This window comes from Streptomyces sp. NBC_01803 (assembly GCF_035917415.1).
Classification (GTDB): Bacteria; Actinomycetota; Actinomycetes; order Streptomycetales; family Streptomycetaceae; genus Streptomyces.
The window spans coordinates 5,184,659-5,200,729 of record NZ_CP109073.1 but is presented as its reverse complement, the minus strand read 5'-3'; the positions used below and the strand labels follow the sequence as shown (position 1 = coordinate 5,200,729).

Sequence of the window (16,071 nt, the reverse complement as noted above, 5' to 3'; positions counted from 1 at the left end):
TAGATCCGCGCATTTTCCAGGGTCAACTCGCAAGAGGAATGGAAGATACGTGCCCCGCACCCGTATTTACGAGAACACGGCCGCACCCTGGTGGCGCACAGCCGTTGTCTATCAGGTCTACATCCGGAGCTTCGCCGACGGCAACGGCGATGGCATCGGCGACATCGCCGGACTGCGTGCCAGGCTTCCCTACCTCAGGGAGCTGGGAGTGGACGCGGTCTGGATCAACCCGTGGTACCCGTCCCCCATGGCGGACGGCGGCTATGACGTGGCCGACTACCGTTCCATCGATCCCTCGTTCGGCACGCTGTCGGAGGCCGAGGAGATGATCGCCGAGGCGCACGGCCTCGGGGTTCGCGTCGTCCTCGACATCGTGCCGAACCACACCTCGAACCAGCACAACTGGTTCCTGGAGGCGCTGGAGGCGCCGCCCGGCTCGCCCGAGCGTGACCGGTACGTCTTCCGGGACGGCCGGGGACCGGACGGCTCGTCGCCGCCCAACGACTGGCGCAGCCGCTTCGGCGGTCGCGCGTGGACGCGCGTCACCGAGCCGGACGGCACGCCGGGCCAGTGGTATCTGCACCTGTTCGCGGCCGAGCAGCCGGATCTCAACTGGGCGAGCCGGGAGGTCCGTGCCGAGTTCGAGTCGATCCTGCGCTTCTGGTTCGACCGGGGCGTCGACGGGTTCCGCGTCGACGTGGCCCACGGCCTGATCAAGCACCCGGACCTGCCGGACGTGGGCCTCCCGGAGGACGCGCTGTTCGATCAGGAGCGACACCGGGCGAACCATCCGCACTGGGACCAGGACGACGTGCACGAGATCTACCGGTCCTGGCGGAAGATCGCCGACACGTACGCGGGTGACCGGCTGTTCGTGGCCGAGGCGCACGTGGCCGAGGACCGGCTGCCGCTGTACGTCCGGCAGGACGAGCTGCACACGGCGTTCAACTTCTCGTTCCTCAAGGCCGCCTGGGACCATGAGGAGCTACGCGCGGTGATCGATCAGAGCGTCACCTCGCTCGCCGAGGTCGGCGCGCCCCCCACCTGGGTGCTTTCCAATCACGACGTGCCCCGGCACGTCACCCGGTACGGGCGCAAGATCACGCACACCCGCGAGCACGACGTGGACGGCGGGCCGGCCGATCTGGAGCTCGGCCTGCGCCGGGCGCGGGCGGCGGCGCTGCTGATGCTGGCGCTGCCGGGCGGCGCGTATATGTATCAGGGCGACGAGCTCGGTCTGAACGAGGTCGAGGACCTGCCGGAGGAAGCGCTGCGCGACCCCACCTGGGAGCGTTCGGCGCACACGGTGCGCGGGCGGGACGGCTGCCGGGTGCCGCTGCCGTGGTCCGGGTCGGACAGCCCGTTCGGTTTCGGTCCCCGGGGCAGCAAGCCGTGGCTGCCGCAGCCGGCCGAGTGGGAGGCGCTGACCGCGCAGACCCAGTCCGGCACCCCGGGGTCGACTTTAGAGCTGTACCGTTCGGCGCTGCGCCTCCGCCAGGAGCAGCCCGGGTTCGTGAGTGAGACGCTGCGCTGGCTGGACGCCCCGCGAGGCGTTCTCGCCTTCGAACGCTCGCCCGTGCTGCGCTGCGTGGCCAACCTGTCGGACAAGCCGTTCGCCCTGCCGAGGAATTGGGGCGTGCTGCTCACCAGCGACCGGTTGACCGGCGGCCAGCTCCCGCCGGACACGACCGCCTGGCTCTGGGGCGGCGGAGCGGCCCGCCGGGCCTAGCGCCCGGAGGTGTCCGTATCCGTGTCCGCATCCGTGTCCGTGTAGACGGCCCGGAGCGCGGCCTGGACCGCGGCCAGTGCCGCGGCGCGGTCCAGGCCGAGTCGTCGCGCGCGCCGGGCGTACTCCTGGGCCGCCGCCGCTGCCTCCCGTGCGGCGGCGTCCCCGGCCGCGGCGACGAAGGTCCCGTTGCGGCCCCTGGTCTCCACGACCCCGTCCGTCTCCAGCGCGCGGTACGCCTTGGCCACGGTGTTGGGCGCGAGCCCCAGCTCGTCGGCCAGGCCCCGGACGGTCGGCAGCCGGTGTCCGGCGGGCAGCGCGCCGGAGCGGGCCCGCTCCGCGATCTGCGCGCGGAGCTGCTCGAAGGGCGCGACGGGCGAGCGGGGGTCGATGGAGACCTGCGTGCGGTTCACCCGGCAGATTCTGCCGCAGCGCGTCCGCGTCCCGCACACCCGGGAAACGGGCGGCGGACCGGCGGGGAGCCGCGTTAGATTCCCCCACCATGACCATTTTGGTACGGGAGTTCACGGCGGCGGACGCCGAGGCCGTGGCGGAGGTGCGGCGTTCGGCCGTGCCGCACATGGTGTGCACGGGCGAGGCCGTGGCCTGGGAGGCGGCCTCCGCGCCGCCCGGTGAACGGCTGCGGTGGCTGGTCGCCGAGGAGGCCGGGCGGATCACCGGCTGCGCCGACGCCGGGCTGCGCTTCGACAGCGCCGAGCCGGGCCAGGCGTTCCTGCACACGGCGGTGCGTCCCCAAGCGCGCGGCCGGGGCGCGGGCGCCGCGCTGGTGGTGGCCGCCGAACAGTATCTGACGGGCCTGGGCGCGAGGGTGGTCCATACCTGGGTGGCGGACGACGGCCGCTCCCCCGCCTTCGCGGCGCGCCACGGGTACGAGCGGCGCCGCCGCGCGAGATTTCTGGGCCTGGATCTGGCCACCGCCGAACTGCCGCCGCTGCCCCCGGAGTCGCCGCCGGGTGTGGAGCTGCGCCCGACATCCGCGTTCGCGGCCGACCCCAGGCCGCTGTACGAGGCGGACGTCGAGTGCGTGGCCGACGAGCCGGGCGAGGTGACGCTCGCGTCGACGCCGTACGAGGACTGGTACCGGCTGGACTGGGAGCGCCCGGACTTGGACCACGAGCTATCCACGGTGGCCCTGGTGGACGGCGAGGTGGCGGCGTACAGCCTGGCGCGAACGGACGGTCGCGAACGGTACGGGTCCGCGATGACCGGCACCCGCCGCGCGTACCGCGGTCGCGGCCTCGCCAAGCTGGCCAAACTCGCCTCCCTCCACCGGGCCCGTACCAGGGGCTACCTCCTCGCCTTCACCGGAAACGACGCCGCAAACATTCCCATGCTGAAAATCAACGAATGGCTCGGCTACCGCCCGGCGGCCGACGAGTGGCGGTACGCGAAGGAGCTGTGAGCGTCAGGCGCGCCCGAGCCTCGCTCAGGCGGGCGCCGACCTCGGTCAGGGACTCGGTCAGGGACTCGGCGAGGGCCTCGGTCAGGGCCGCGAGCTGGTCCCGGTCCAGAACGTCGATCAGGGCCTCGCGAACCCGCGCGATGTGGCCGGGCGCGGCCTCGCGCAGGGCGTCGGACGCCCGCCTCCGTCAGGTGGGCGGTGACGCCCGGACGTCGGTGGCGCAGGCGTCGCGGGTGACCAGGCCGCGCTTCTCCACCTGGCCGATCCGGTAGGTCAGTCCGCTCCTGGACGTGATCAGGGACTCGGCCAGCTCGGTCATCCGCAGCCCGGCGTCGCCCGCCGCCGCGAGCTTGACCAGGATCTCGTACCGGCGTGCGAGAGTCCGGCCTCCTGCTTGAGCTGCTGTTCGACGCTCCGGAAGACCCGGTGGCTCGCCTCAAGAAACGCGGTCCAGGCCGCCATCTCGCGCTCGTCCAGCTCCCGGACGGACCGCTGGCGGTCGGCGACCCGCGCGACGGTCTCCACTCCCGCCACAACGCCCGGCCCCGGCCCGCCCCCGGGGCGGGCACCTCTCACGCCGCGTCCAGGTTTCCCGCCGGGCCGACCGCGCCGGGGCCGAAGCGGCGGCGGGCGCGGTCGGCCGCGACCTCCGCGCGGCGGCGGCGTTCGTCGCCCGGGTCGAGCGAGAGCTGCCGGGTGGCGCGCGCCGCGTCGGTCAGCTCCCCGGCGCGCAGTGCGACCGCCCTCACCCGGGCCCGCTGGAGGCCGAGCGCGTCGTGCAGGGCGTAGGCCGTGCCGGTCAACGCCGGGGTGTGCGCGGTCGGTTCGGGGAGCCTGCGGCTGCGGGTGGTGGCGGACCGGTCGGCGTAGCGGACGGTCAGGGTGAGGGCACGGGCGGTCTGCCCCGCGCCGCGCAGCCGGTAACCGAGCTCGTCGGCGAGGGTGAGCAGGGCGCGGCGGCGCATGGCCGCGTCGAGTTCGTCGTGGCCGAACCGGTGCTCGGCCGTGAGCGAGCGCGGCGGCGCGCCCGGGGTGACGGGGGTCGGGTCGACGCCGTGGGCGAGGGCACGAGCGCGGCGGGCGGCGGAGGCGCCGAGGACACGTTGCAGAGTGGCGGGCGGCGCGGCGGCGATCCGGCCGACCGTGTCCAGGCCGTAAAAGCACAGCGCGCGGACGGCATGGGCTTCGAGACCGGTCAGGGCGGCGGCGGGCCGGTCGGTGAGGAACGCGGCGACGGCCGCCGGTTCGTCGGGCACCTCGGCCACACCGGGACCGCCGCGCGCCTCGGCGGCCATCCGCGCGAGCAGGGGGTTGGCGGCGACGCCGATGACGCAGTCGGTGCCGTGCAGGGCGAGCGCCCTGACCCGGACCAGCCGGGCCAGCCGGGCGGCGTCACGCCCGAAGTACCGCAGCGCGCCCCGGACATCGGCGAGCGCGGCATCGGGCGGAAGCGGCTGGACGACGGGCGTGATCTCCTCCAGCAACCGCGCCAGCATCCCCGCCACGCCACCCCCCACGTCCCCCGCCCCGGCCCCGGGCTCGGCCGCGGGACCACGCACGCGCCGCGCCCGGCCCGGAGGATCCGCGCCGTCCGGATCCTCCCCGCCCCCGGCCCGGCACGCCGCGCTGCCCGTGCCCACCGCGACACCCTCGAAGTCCGGGACGAGGTCCGCGCCGTCCGGATCCTCCCCGCCCCCGGCGACACCCGCGAGATGCTCGGAGTTCCCACACCCGACCCGACCCTCCCGCTCCCCGCGCACCTCGCGATGGGCACGTCCCTCCCCGGGCTCCGCCCGGCCCGCCCGGCCCGCGGGCCCCGCGGCACCACCCATCTCCTCCAGGAGCCGCACATACAGCACCCGCCGTCCGTCCCCCCTGTCCCCACCGCTCATCCCGCGCTCCCCGGGCTGGCGTGCCACAGCTTGCGCGGCGCCTTGGCGGAGTCGCCCGCGGGCCTCAGGTCGGCCCAGGGGTGCAGGGTGTAGCCGGTGGACAACTCGATCCGCCGATTCACCTCTTCCTCTCCTTCGCCTCCTTCGTCTCCCTCACCGTCCGGTCGACCAGTCGACTCGTCTCCCCCCTCTTCCTCCTCCTCGGCCCCTCCGGCCCCGTCCCCGCCCTCCTCGGTCCCGGCGAGCCGTTCCGCGACCGCGTCGAGCCCGCCCGTGCGGCGCAGTTCGGCCAGCTCCGCGAGATCCCAGGCGACCTGGCCGACGACGCTCAGCGTGCGCGGTCCGCGCCGCTGGACCGTGCCGCGCACCAGCAGCAGCCAGGAGTGGAAGACGGTGTGGGCGCAGGCGGCGTGGCTGTCCTCGAAGAACGCCAGGTCGACCAGGCCCGAGGTGTCGTCCAGGGTGGCGAAGATGACGCGCCTGCCGGACCGGATCGGCGGGGTCTGGGTGGCGACCTTGGCGCCGGCGACCAGCACGGTCTCGCCGTGCCGGGCCTCGCGCAGACGACGGGCGGAGAGGGCGCCCAACTCGGCGAGGAACGCCCGGTGGCCCGCCATGAGGTGGCCGGTGGTCTCCATGCCCAGCACCTTCAGCTCCGCGTCGAGCCGTTCCCCCTCGGCCAGGTCGGGCAGCCCGGCGGGGGCGGTCTCCTCGCCGTCCGCGAGCGGGAGCTGGGGTCCGGCCGGGCCGGGTCCCGGGGCGGCGCGCCGCTGCCGGTGCAGCTCCGCGATGTGCAGGAGCAGGTCGCGGCGGTTGCCGCCGAAGGCGTCCAGGGCGCCGACCTTGGCGAGCCGTTCCGCGACGGGGCGGGAGGGGGCGGCGCGGGTCATCAGGTCGGTGAGGGAGGCGTACGGGCGCCCGGCGGCGATCCGTTCCGCCTCGGCCTCGGTGATGCCGTGGACCTCCCCGAGGGCGAGTCGTATCCCCCACCTCCCCGATTCAGACTCCAGTTCGATTCGATAGGCGGCGTCGGACCGGTTCACGTCCAAGGGCAACACCGGCACCCCGCGCCGCCGCGCGTCCGCGAGCAGCAGCCGTTTGGGGTACATGCCGGGGTCGTGCGTGAGCAGCCCGGCGAAGAAGGCGGCCGGGCGGTGCGCCTTGAGCCAGGCGGACTGGTACGTCGGCACGGCGAAGGCGACGGCGTGCGCCTTGCAGAACCCGAAGCTGCCGAACGACTCCACGATCTCCCAGGTGCGGGCGACGACTTCCGGCGCGTAGCGGCTGGACGCCTCCTCGGTGAACCAGGCGCGCACCCGCCCCAGCCGTTCCCGGTCCGACAGGGCCCGTCTGGCCTCGTCGGCCAGCGCGCGGTCGCAGCCGGTCAGCTTGGCGATGATCCGGATGACTTGCTCGTGGAAGATCACCACGCCGTGGGTCTCGCGCAGCACCGGCTCCAGGTCCGGGTGCGGATAGCGCGCGGTCCGCCTGCCGTGCCTGGCCTCGATGAACGGCCGCACCATGTCCGCGCCGACCGGCCCCGGCCGGAAGAGCGATATGTCGACCACCAGGTCGTGGAACGTGGCCGGCTGGAGCCGGCCGACCAGGTCCCGCTGGCCCGGTGACTCGATCTGGAAGCAGCCGAGCGTCTCGGTCGAGCGGATCAGCGCGTAGGTCCGCTCGTCCCGGGGCCCGCCGGACGACGGGGTGAACGCGGCGTCCAGGTCGATCCGTTCCCCGGTGGCCCGCTCCACCTCGCCCACCGCGTGCGCCATGGCGGACTGCATCCGCACCCCGAGCACGTCGAGCTTGAGCAGCCCGAGGTCCTCCACGTCCTCCTTGTCGAACTGCGACATGGCGAAGCCCTCGCCGCTGCTCGGCACCACGGGGGTGCGGGCGCGCAGGGAGGCGTCGGAGAGCAGGACGCCGCACGGGTGCATGGCGACCGCGCGCGGCAGCCCGTCCAGGGCCTCGACCAGCTCCCACATCCGGGGGCCGCCGTGCGCGTCCGGGTCGAGGCCGCGCAGTTCCGGCAGCTCCCTCAGCGCGGCGCGCGCGTCGGCGGCCCTGATGTGCGGGAACGCCTTGGCCAGCCGCCCGGTCTCGGCCGGGTCGAGGCCCAGCGCGAGGCCGACGTCGCGGATCGCGTGCCGCACCCGGTAGGTCTCGGGCATGGCGAGGGTGGCGACCCGTTCCTCGCCGAAGCGCTCGAAGATCGCCCGGTACACGTCGAGCCGGCGGGCGGACTCCACGTCCACGTCGATGTCGGGCAGGACGCCGCGGCGCGGGGAGAGGAAGCGTTCCATCAGCAGGCCGTGCTCGACGGGGTCGGCGTGGGCGACGCCGAGCAGATGGTTGACCAGCGAGCCCGCCCCCGAGCCGCGGGCCGAGACCCGGACGCCCAGGGCGCGGATGTCGTCGACGACCCGGGCGACGGTCAGGAAGTAGGAGGCGAAGCCGAGCCGTTCGATGACCCACAGCTCCTCCTCCAGACGCCGCCAGCGCGCCGCGTCCCGCTCGTAGCGGCGGACCACCATGCCCGCCGCGCAGCGGGAGCGCAGGGCGCGCCGCGCCGTCCGGCCCGCCGTGTCGGCCAGGTGCGGCTCGGGGAAGTGGACGCCGCCGATGCCCAGATCGCGCGCCGGATCGACCTGGCAGGCCGCCGCCGTCTCCTCGGTGCCGACGAGCAGCCGGTGCGCGGCGGACCGCCCGTGCCCGGCGGCCTCGGCGATCCGGGCCGCCGCCCCGGCCATCGCGGCCGGGTCCTTCAGCCAGCGTTCGCCGTTGTCCAGCGGGCCGCGCGGATCGATGGGAACGAGCCGCCGGGCCGCGTCCAGCACGTCCGCGACCGGGCCCTGGCCGGGGTCGGCGTAGCGCACCGCGTTGGTGAGCACGGGCTCGACGCCCTGTTCGAGGGCCAGGCCCAGGGTGCGGGCGGCGGTCCGCAGCGGACCGCTCGCGTCGACCTCCAGCCGCAGCGCGTCGCCGCAGAGGTCCCGCCAGGGGGCGAGCAGCCGGGCCGCCAGATCCGGCCGGCCCGCCGCCAGCGCCCGGCCGGGCTCGGTGCCGGGGCCGAGCAGCACGACGAGCCCGTCGAGCCCGTCCCGGGCCGGCTCGGCCCACGGCAGCACGGGCCGCCCTCCCCCGTCCGCGTGGGCGGCGGTGACCAGCCGGCACAGCCGCGCCCAGCCCGCCGCGCCGTCCCTGGCCAGGAAGACGGCCCGGGACGCGGACTCGTCGACGAAGGCACCGCCCCGGACCGGAGTCCTCCCGCGCCGCCTTCCGCTTCCCGCACCCCGTGGCCCGACGGCCAGTTCGACCCCGTATACCGAACGCACCCCGGTCCGCGCGCACGCCTTGGCGAACCGGACGGCCCCGGCGAGGGTGTCCCGGTCGGTCAGCGCCACGGCGCTCATGCCCCGCTCACCGGCCCGCTCGGCCAGCCGCTCGGGGTGGGAGGCGCCGTACCGCATGGAGAACCCGGACGCGACGTGCAGATGCGCGAAGTCCACCCTTCCGCACCTCCTGTCACGTCCGGCCCCCCTGTCTCCCCGATGTCCGGTCCCACCATAAACCAGCCATCGAACATATGTCCGAACATGACGAACTGGCAGGTCACCCCGGCTCTGTCTGACGCCCCCCGCCCCGACTGACCGAAAACAGCCGGCTACGCCAGCCGCAGATGCCCCGCCTCCAGGGCCTCCCGCATCGCCTCCGCCGACTCCTCCGCGGTGAGGCCGGTGGTGTCCAGGGCGTGCGGCTCGTAGGGGCCGAGATCGGTGAACTGCGCGTACATCGCCCGGATCGGGCCGGGGTCGGTCAGAGGGTGATCGGTGCGGGTGGTGCCGCGCTCCAGCGTCGTGCGCTCGTCCGGGCGCAGCACCGCGTAGTGCGCCGCCACCCCGGCCGCCCGTGCCGCCTCCCGGTACACGTCGACGAACCACGGCCCGACGACTCCGTCCACGACCACCTCGTAGCCCCCGGCCGCGTAACCGACCGCCGCCCCGGCGATGACTCCGACGACGGTCGCGTTCTGCCGCCGCGCCTCCGGCAGGAACGGCGGCACGGCCCCGCGCCGGATGAAGCCCCAGAAGTCGTCGGTGTGCAGACGTACGACGGCGTCCCCGAGCTTCCCCCCGTCCGCAAGCAGCCGCGCCACCGTCGACTTGCCGACCCCCGGCGGCCCGGACAGCACGATGATCCCTCCCTTTGTCGTCATCTCGACAGGTTAGGCTGCCGGAGTGACTGCTCTCCCCATTGACCTGGTCATCTTCGACTGTGACGGCGTGCTGGTCGACAGCGAGCATCTCGCGCTGCGCATCTGCGTCGAGCTGGGCGCCGAGCTGGGCTGGCCGCTCACCGAGGGCGAGATCGTGGACCGCTTCCTCGGCCGCTCCGAACGCGCGGTGCTGGCCCAGATCGCCGAGCGCCTGGGCGAGGAGACGGCGGCCCGCTGGGGCGGGTGGTACCAGGAACGCCTGGCGGCGGCGATCGACTCCGAGCTGGCCGAGGTCGATGGCATCAGCGAGGCGCTGGACGCGATCACGGTCCCGCACTGCATCGCCTCCAGCGGCAGTCACACGAAGATGCGCCGCACGCTCTCCCGCACCGGCCTGTACGACCGGTTCGCGGGCCGGATCTTCAGCGCGAGCGAGGTGGAACACGGCAAGCCCGCCCCCGACCTGTTCCTGCACGCGGCCGACCGCATGGGCGTCGCCCCGGAGCGCTGCGCGGTGATCGAGGACAGCCAGTACGGCATACAGGCGGCCCGCGCCGCGGGCATGCGCTCCTTCGGCTACGCGGGCGGCCTCACCCCGGTGGAATGGCTGACGGGCCCCGGCACGGTGATCTTCGACGACATGCGCAAGCTCCCCGACCTGCTGGCCTCGGCCTGATCACCCCTGACCGGGCTGGCGCAGGTAGGTGCGCTGCCACTCCGCCGAGGACATGTCCTGGGCCGCGTCGGCCAGCGCGATCGCGGAGGGCGTCTTCAGCTTCGCCCGCGTACTGTCCACCCATTCCCGGGCGTTGCGGTATCCCTGCTCCAGATACTCCAGTCCTTGCAGCATGCACTCCAGCCTGTCCGCGTCATGAGCGACCAGCACCTCCAGCGAGTCCCCGCTCTCGTACTCCCCCACGATCGCCCGGATCCCGGCGGCCACGGCCGGATGCGCGTCCGCGACCTGGTCGGCGGTCACGTCCTCGTTGCTGGCGGCGGTCAGGTAACGGCGCCCGATCCGGGGATGTCACCGAGTCCCGGACATGCGTGTGCCGTCCATGGCACGGCTCACGTCACCACCGCCAGCGCGTCCCGAAGACGCTCTGCCTCCGGCACCGCCCGCACACGGTCGTAGACCGACATCGCCCGCGCGCGCGGAAGTCCGCTGCGGTAGGAGGCGGGCAGTTCGCCGTATGCCTGGGCCGCGACGTCAGCGGCCTCAGGAAGTTCCCCGTCGTGAGCGAGGCACGTCGCCCGGTCGATGGAGATCAGCGCCCGCGTCATCACACTGGGGCGCCGCGACAGCTCAAGGGCGCGCTGCTGCTGGTCGTACGCCCGACTCGTTTCCCCCAACAGCGTCAACGCCTGGGACAGATGCACATGATGCTTCTGTCTCGGATAGCCGAACCACGTGTCGATGCTCTGATCCGACGGCAGTATCTCCATGACCCGCTCGGCCTCCGCGACCGCCGACAGCGCTTCTTCCCTGTTGCCATTCGCGGCGAACGCACGCGCCGCGACCGCGCACGCAAGCGCCTTCGCGGCGGTGGGCTTCTCCCCTGCAAGGCTCCGGGCACGCCCGGCCACACGCTGAGCGACCGCCGGGGCACCGAAATTCAGCGGAACCATGGCCTCTCGTCCCAGCACCCAGGCATGCAGAACGGAGTCCCCGCTCTCCTCGGCCGCCCGCCCTGCTGTATGAAACCAACGCGCGCTCTCACGATGGTCGCCCAGATCATGAAGGACGATGGCGGCCATGCCGACCATCTGACCGGTCACATGAGACAACCGCGTTCGGGAAGCGACACTTTGCGTCGTGTCCAGCAAGGGTTTCATTTCGAGGAAATCACCAAGCAAATCAGCCAGGACGTCGCCGGGAGCCCGCCCACTGTAGCCATATCCGTACCGTTCCACGGTCGATTCCCAATAGGACAAGTCCGGTGTGGAACGGTCAGTGAAAGCTGAATCAAGATCACGACGAGCCGCAGTCAGCGCAGCGGCGGTCGGCGCCGTGACTCCCGTAGCCAGTGCACCACACAGCAGCAAGCGGCGTTTCATGGGGTCCTCGGAATCCTCTTCGACATCTTTTCTCTCCTTGAGCGAGGAGGGCGAGGAGGCCGCTTTCTCCCACGGGCGCGCAGCCAGGCCGAGCCGCTCGCCGGGAATGCGCAACCCGTCGGCGATTCGCTCGATCACCTCAAGCGAGGTGACCCTCCTCTTCCCTTTGGCGATCTGACTGATTCGCTCTGCACTGATATCGACAGCCTCAGCAAGCTTGTTGTAACTCATCCCAATGCTGTGGGCGATGGCGAACACCGTGGTGAAGTCTCGCCGCTTCAAAGCGTCGCACACACGTGCGTCAGCAAGCAAAGCACGTGGCAACTCCCCTGGAGAGGGTGGGTACTCCACCCTGCCTCCTTCCGCCGAGTTCTTGGAGATCATGCCCGAACCTCAGCACCCTTCCACCCCCACGGCGAGGGCCCCACGCAGGGGGCGGCACCTGGGGGTTACGACCTGCTTGACCAGACGTCAGGCTGAGCCCCAGTTAACTCAACGTGGTGGTCCCGACACAAGACGAGCCGGGACGCGCGAAGGTTCATCCCAGCATCCGAGCCGTCAAGCCCATGCCGTGCCGCCAGAGAGGCAGACTGACGTGAATCACCTCAACGTAGCCGTCGCATCTTCCGCCTTCACGCGGTTCCTGATGGCGCACGAGCGGGACATCCACCGGTGGCGGCAGGCCATTGCCGGGGTGCTCAGGGAGTGGGGGGTGCCCCCTCCGGCTGCCGAACTCGCCTGTTTCGGCATCTCGGAACTGCTGACCAACGTCGCCAGGCATGCCAGCGACTCGCGTTGCCGTCTGGAGGTCTCGCGCCTCGGCACGACCGCGACTGTCTCCGTCTTCGACCGCTCGCCCGTGCTCCCGGTCGTCACCGAGCCGGAGTGGAGTACCGAATCCGGGCGTGGGCTGTGGCTGCTGCAACAGATGGCCGGTCCCGCCGACTTCGGGATCCGGCGTGCCGAACCGCCCTGGGGAAAGGCTGTCTGGTTCCGGTGCGGCACGCAGGACGCGCGGTGACGAACACGTGTCGGCACCCCGAGCTGACGCGGACGGCCGAGGGCAAGAAGTGCGTCTCCTGCGGCCTGTTGATCTACCTTCCCCCCAAGCCACAGCCCCGCAAGAAAGTGACGAACCGATGCCCCTCCGCCTGATCCACCGTCCGGCCGACAACCGCGTGTACCTGCTGCTCCTGCCCGGCCTGGCCGTCGCCGTGTCAATCGCCGTGCTCCCCCGCCGACCCGCCCGGCGGGCCCTGGCAGACTGGCTCGGGCGGGTGGACGAGCGCTGGTACTGGCTCTACCAGGGGGCGCTGTGCCGCCTCGGAGAAGACCCCGACCAGGCCGACCGCATGTACTCCCCTACCAGTACATGATCGAAGCCGTGCCGGCGCCCCACGCGGAGTACATCCGCAGGCGGAGGACATACCGCCGGCCCGCGAAGAGCTTGACCTCCAGGCGGCCGTTGCGGTCCTCGCCGCTGTCGTCCTCGCCCGTGAGATAACGGAGTTGGCCGTCGACCTCCTCGAAGAGGACCATCACGACATCGGCGTCCCCGAAAGTCCCCATCTGGTACTTCCGCGTCTGCGGCGGATTGATCTCGAAGTCCGACTGCTCCCCCGAGGACAGGTCGAGGACAGCCGACTGGAACGGATCGATCTTCGCCATCCCGGGCGCCAGCGGCGGATACCACTGCCGGACGAACTCCTTGTCCAGGGCCGAGAGCTTGAGCGGGGAGGGAATGCCGTTCAGGCCGTACTTCTCCGGGCGCAGGATCAGACCGGGCGGGAATCCGTACTCCATGATCGATTCCGGGTCCCACCGGGAACCGCGGACCTCGGTGGTGGCGAGCTTCCGCAGCACATTATGGAAAACGGTCTCCCGTGGCCAGAAGTTCGGGGGCCCGCCGAGCTCGGCATAGACCTTCTCCTCGTCCCACTCGATCCCGGAGAAGGGATTCTGGTGTTCGTGGCCGGCGCCGAACGCGTGCGCCAGTTCGTGGAGGACGGTCGCTCTGCCGTGCGGCGAGGTCGGATCCCATCCGAAATTCATCGTCGGCTGCGCGATGCCGATGAGCAGGCAGTCCCGGCCGATGTACGACCACGATCCGTCGCCCTGCCGGAACGTGATGCGGATCTCCGCGTCGGCGGGGCGGCTGACCTCCTGGAACTCCAGCCCGATCCCCAGGTCCTTCCACTGCTGGAAACCACGGTGCACCTCGTCCAGCCAGGTCTTGCTGACGCCGTTCCCGGACTCGAGAAAGCAGTACCGCAGCACGGTGCCGTTCACCCACTTCGAGCGACCCACCACGATGGCGCTGGCCCGCTCGGGACTGAGATCCGGTCGCAGGACGGGCACGGTCTGGCCGGGCTGGGCACAGTACCGGGGGATCTCTTCCTCATAAGGCTGATCGGACATCGCGACGCTCCCATTCGGATTCTCGTGGGCGCCGTCCACCCCCGCGGAATCCGGAAGAGGCGTGATCGGCTCCGGCGGCACCGCGTTCCCTCTCACATCGTGCTGCCGCCTCCGCCGTTCCGCATCTCAGGCCGCGTCTCAGGCCGCGTCTCAGGCCGCGTCTCAGGCGGCGACGCTCAGGCGCGCCGCGCCCTCGTCCAGCAGCCGTCGCACGGCGAGCGCGTCCGGGGCCACGGCGGTGACCAGGGCGGCGGGGCCGGCCAGCGGGGTCAGGACGGCCGTGTCACCCAGCAGCGCCGACTCCGCCGGCTTCTCCGCCAGCTCCGGGGAGACCACCAGCAGCTGCCCCACCGCCCGGTGGCCGCCGAGCACCGCGCCGCCGTCCCAGCCGGGGGCGCCGGGGCCGTAGGACAGCTCCTGGTCGAGCAGGGGCCGACCGGCGAGGCGCACCACGAGCCGGGTGGTCAGCCGGCCCGGTTCCTCCCCCGCCCGGCCGAGCACCTGCTGTTCGCGCAGCACCAGCCGCGCCGTCGCGGCCAGCTCGACCCGGGTCGTCATCCGCAGCGCGCTGCCGGCCGCCGAGATCAGCGGCTCGGGCAGCCAACGCAGCTCGGCGTCGTCGCCGACCGTCAGCACCGTGTCGTACGCGGCCGGGGTGCCGGGCACGCGGCCCGGCAGGGCGACCGTCGCGGCGGCCGAGGTGACGCGCAGCGCGGCGCCCGGCTCCACCTCGGCGGTCAGCCGCAGCCGGTCGCCGCCCAGCGGGCCGCTCATCGCGCCGACCACCGTGACCTGTGCGTAGGGCCCGTCCGCGCGGGTGCGGCGCAGCGCCAGCGGTCCGTCGCCGCGCAGCAGGGGCAGGCTCCCGTCGCGCGCCGCCGTGATCCGCGCGTCCGCCATCACCCCTGCGGTCATGCGCCGCTCCAGGCGGTCAGCTGGACCAGCACCCAGTCCGCGACCGGCCGGATGCCGTCATCGGCCCGCAGGGAGACGAACGCGACAGGCAGCTCGCCGCGCTGCGCCTTGGCGTCGCGCGCCATGCCGGCCAGGTCGGAGCCGACGTACGGGGCGAGGTCGGTCTTGTTGATCACGAGCAGGTCGGCCGTGGTGACGCCGGGGCCGCCCTTGCGCGGGATGTCGTCGCCCGCCGCCACGTCGATGACGAAGACCTGCGCGTCGACCAGTCCGGTGGAGAACGTGGCTGTGAGGTTGTCGCCGCCGGACTCGACCAGGATCAGGTCGAGCGGCCCGGTCCGTTCCTCCAGCTCCTCGACGGCCTCCAGATTGGCGGAGATGTCGTCCCTGATCGCGGTGTGCGGGCAGGCGCCGGTCTCCACGGCCGCGATGCGGTCGGCGGGCAGCACGGCTTCGCGCAGCAGGAAGTCGGCGTCCTCGCGGGTGTAGATGTCGTTGGTGACCACGGCGATGGACAGCTTCTCGCGCAGGTCACGGCAGAGCGCGGCGACGGTCGCGGTCTTGCCGGAGCCGACGGGTCCGCCCAGGCCGATGCGCAGGGCCCGGCGGGTGCCGTCGGGGCGGTGCGGGGTGGCGGCGCGGTAGCTGTACCGCTCGGGGTAGGTCTCGGGGTGGTCGAGATGCATGAGAGGGCTCCCGGTTCAGGAAGATCAGGAGGTCAGGAGGTCAGGAGGTCAGGAGGTCAGGAGGCGAACAGGCGCATCGGCCACGTCGCGTGCTGTTCCGCGGCGATGTCGAGCAGCGGCGCCGAGGCGGCCGGGAGCGCGTCGGTGCCCTCCTCGGTCACGGCGCGGGCGGCGGCGACGGCCCGCTCCGCGACCCGGTCCACGTCCCCGGCGAGCCGGGCGAGGATCGCGGTGGCGTCGAACGGGTCGAGACTCAGCAGCCGCACCGCCGCCGTGGCCGGACCGCTGACGCTGTCGTACCCGGCCGCCCGCGCCGCGTCGGGCGGGCCCAGCCCGGCGGCGCGGGCGGTGAGGCCGAGCACGACGGGCTGGTGCAGGCCGCGCGGCCGGCTCGCCGCGAGCGCGTCCAGCTCGGCGGACGGCCAGGTGGCCCGGGCGGCGCGCAGCATCTGCCGCCCGAGCTTGCGGGCCGTGGCCCGCAGCGCGGGCGACGGGGTGCGGGCGTCGGCGGCCTCGTCCAGGGCCCTCGGATCACAGCCGGCGCAGGCCGCGGCGGCGAGGGCGGCGGCGACCAGGCCCGCCGTGTGCAGGCGGCCCCGGCAGAACGCCGCCAGCGAGGCGGGCCCCGTGATCCGCCCGGCACGGACGGCCGCCTCGGCGCCACCGGAGTGCGCGTGCGCCCCGGCGGGGAACCGGCCGTCCGCGAGGAGCAGCAGTGCGGCGGAGCTCATCGG

17 protein-coding genes are annotated in these 16,071 nt (G+C 73.0%); 5 read left to right on the top strand and 12 right to left on the bottom strand.

The annotated features are described in order from the left end of the window. Positions 1–49 precede the first annotated feature (49 nt). Positions 50–1,729 (top strand): glycoside hydrolase family 13 protein, encoded by a 1,680-nt coding sequence (locus tag OIE51_RS23665; protein ID WP_326599805.1) that lies wholly within the window; start codon positions 50–52, stop codon positions 1,727–1,729. Here the strand turns inward: OIE51_RS23665 and OIE51_RS23660 are convergent. Next, positions 1,726–2,139: a GntR family transcriptional regulator gene (locus tag OIE51_RS23660; RefSeq protein ID WP_326599804.1), complete on the bottom strand. Its 414-nt coding sequence runs from the start codon at positions 2,137–2,139 to the stop codon at positions 1,726–1,728. The two genes, OIE51_RS23665 and OIE51_RS23660, sit on opposite strands and share 4 nt — an antisense overlap. A gap of 89 nt (positions 2,140–2,228) precedes the next feature. Here OIE51_RS23660 and OIE51_RS23655 point away from each other — a divergent pair, with 89 nt between their 5' ends. Beyond that, positions 2,229–3,149 (top strand): GNAT family N-acetyltransferase, encoded by a 921-nt coding sequence (locus tag OIE51_RS23655; protein WP_326599803.1) that lies wholly within the window; start codon positions 2,229–2,231, stop codon positions 3,147–3,149. Positions 3,150–3,336: 187 nt separating this feature from the next. Here OIE51_RS23655 and OIE51_RS23650 read toward each other — a convergent pair whose 3' ends face one another. The 5 genes from OIE51_RS23650 to OIE51_RS23630 form a co-directional block, all read right to left on the bottom strand. Further along, on the bottom strand, positions 3,337–3,468 hold the full coding sequence (locus tag OIE51_RS23650; RefSeq protein WP_326599802.1) for a hypothetical protein: 132 nt from the start codon (positions 3,466–3,468) through the stop codon (positions 3,337–3,339). Further along, positions 3,465–3,674 carry a hypothetical protein gene (locus OIE51_RS23645; RefSeq protein ID WP_326599801.1) on the bottom strand — a complete coding sequence of 70 codons (210 nt, stop codon included), beginning with the start codon at positions 3,672–3,674 and terminating at the stop codon, positions 3,465–3,467. Before OIE51_RS23645 ends, OIE51_RS23650 begins: the two co-directional genes overlap by 4 nt. A 47-nt stretch (positions 3,675–3,721) precedes the next feature. Then, entirely contained in the window at positions 3,722–4,645 is a 924-nt protein-coding gene (locus OIE51_RS23640) for a DNA polymerase Y family protein (protein WP_326600770.1), read from the bottom strand. A gap of 392 nt (positions 4,646–5,037) precedes the next feature. After that, the gene (locus OIE51_RS23635; protein ID WP_326600768.1) at positions 5,038–8,514 is read right to left on the bottom strand and encodes a DNA polymerase III subunit alpha; all 3,477 of its coding nucleotides are present in this window, start codon (positions 8,512–8,514) and stop codon (positions 5,038–5,040) included. Positions 8,515–8,708: 194 nt separating this feature from the next. Then, complete coding sequence (locus OIE51_RS23630; protein WP_326599800.1) at positions 8,709–9,260, bottom strand: AAA family ATPase; 552 nt, start codon at positions 9,258–9,260, stop codon at positions 8,709–8,711. 22 nt (positions 9,261–9,282) lie between these two features. Between OIE51_RS23630 and OIE51_RS23625 the strand changes: the two genes are divergently transcribed. After that, positions 9,283–9,936: an HAD family hydrolase gene (locus OIE51_RS23625; protein ID WP_326599799.1), complete on the top strand. Its 654-nt coding sequence runs from the start codon at positions 9,283–9,285 to the stop codon at positions 9,934–9,936. On the opposite strand, the gene OIE51_RS23620 is transcribed toward OIE51_RS23625, so the two are convergent. After that, positions 9,937–10,239, bottom strand: a complete 303-nt coding sequence (locus OIE51_RS23620; protein WP_326599798.1) for an HD domain-containing protein — start codon at positions 10,237–10,239, stop codon at positions 9,937–9,939. A gap of 89 nt (positions 10,240–10,328) precedes the next feature. Further along, the gene (locus OIE51_RS23615) at positions 10,329–11,702 is read right to left on the bottom strand and encodes a helix-turn-helix domain-containing protein (RefSeq protein WP_326599797.1); all 1,374 of its coding nucleotides are present in this window, start codon (positions 11,700–11,702) and stop codon (positions 10,329–10,331) included. 211 nt (positions 11,703–11,913) lie between these two features. Between OIE51_RS23615 and OIE51_RS23610 the strand changes: the two genes are divergently transcribed. Next, a complete protein-coding gene (locus tag OIE51_RS23610) occupies positions 11,914–12,339 on the top strand; it encodes an ATP-binding protein (RefSeq protein WP_326599796.1) in 426 nt (141 codons plus the stop codon). Between the two features lie 118 nt (positions 12,340–12,457). Beyond that, positions 12,458–12,694, top strand: coding sequence for a hypothetical protein (locus OIE51_RS23605; protein ID WP_326599795.1), 237 nt, complete (start codon positions 12,458–12,460; stop codon positions 12,692–12,694). Here the strand turns inward: OIE51_RS23605 and OIE51_RS23600 are convergent. From OIE51_RS23600 to OIE51_RS23585, 4 genes are all read right to left on the bottom strand, one after another. Further along, positions 12,681–13,736, bottom strand: a complete 1,056-nt coding sequence (locus OIE51_RS23600; RefSeq protein ID WP_326599794.1) for a M12 family metallopeptidase — start codon at positions 13,734–13,736, stop codon at positions 12,681–12,683. The two genes, OIE51_RS23605 and OIE51_RS23600, sit on opposite strands and share 14 nt — an antisense overlap. A gap of 162 nt (positions 13,737–13,898) precedes the next feature. Then, complete coding sequence (locus tag OIE51_RS23595; protein ID WP_326599793.1) at positions 13,899–14,651, bottom strand: urease accessory protein UreD; 753 nt, start codon at positions 14,649–14,651, stop codon at positions 13,899–13,901. Beyond that, positions 14,648–15,337, bottom strand: coding sequence for an urease accessory protein UreG (gene ureG / locus OIE51_RS23590; RefSeq protein WP_326599791.1), 690 nt, complete (start codon positions 15,335–15,337; stop codon positions 14,648–14,650). Before ureG ends, OIE51_RS23595 begins: the two co-directional genes overlap by 4 nt. Positions 15,338–15,393: 56 nt before the next feature. Further along, positions 15,394–16,068, bottom strand: a complete 675-nt coding sequence (locus OIE51_RS23585) for an urease accessory protein UreF (RefSeq protein WP_326599790.1) — start codon at positions 16,066–16,068, stop codon at positions 15,394–15,396. Positions 16,069–16,071 lie beyond the last annotated feature (3 nt).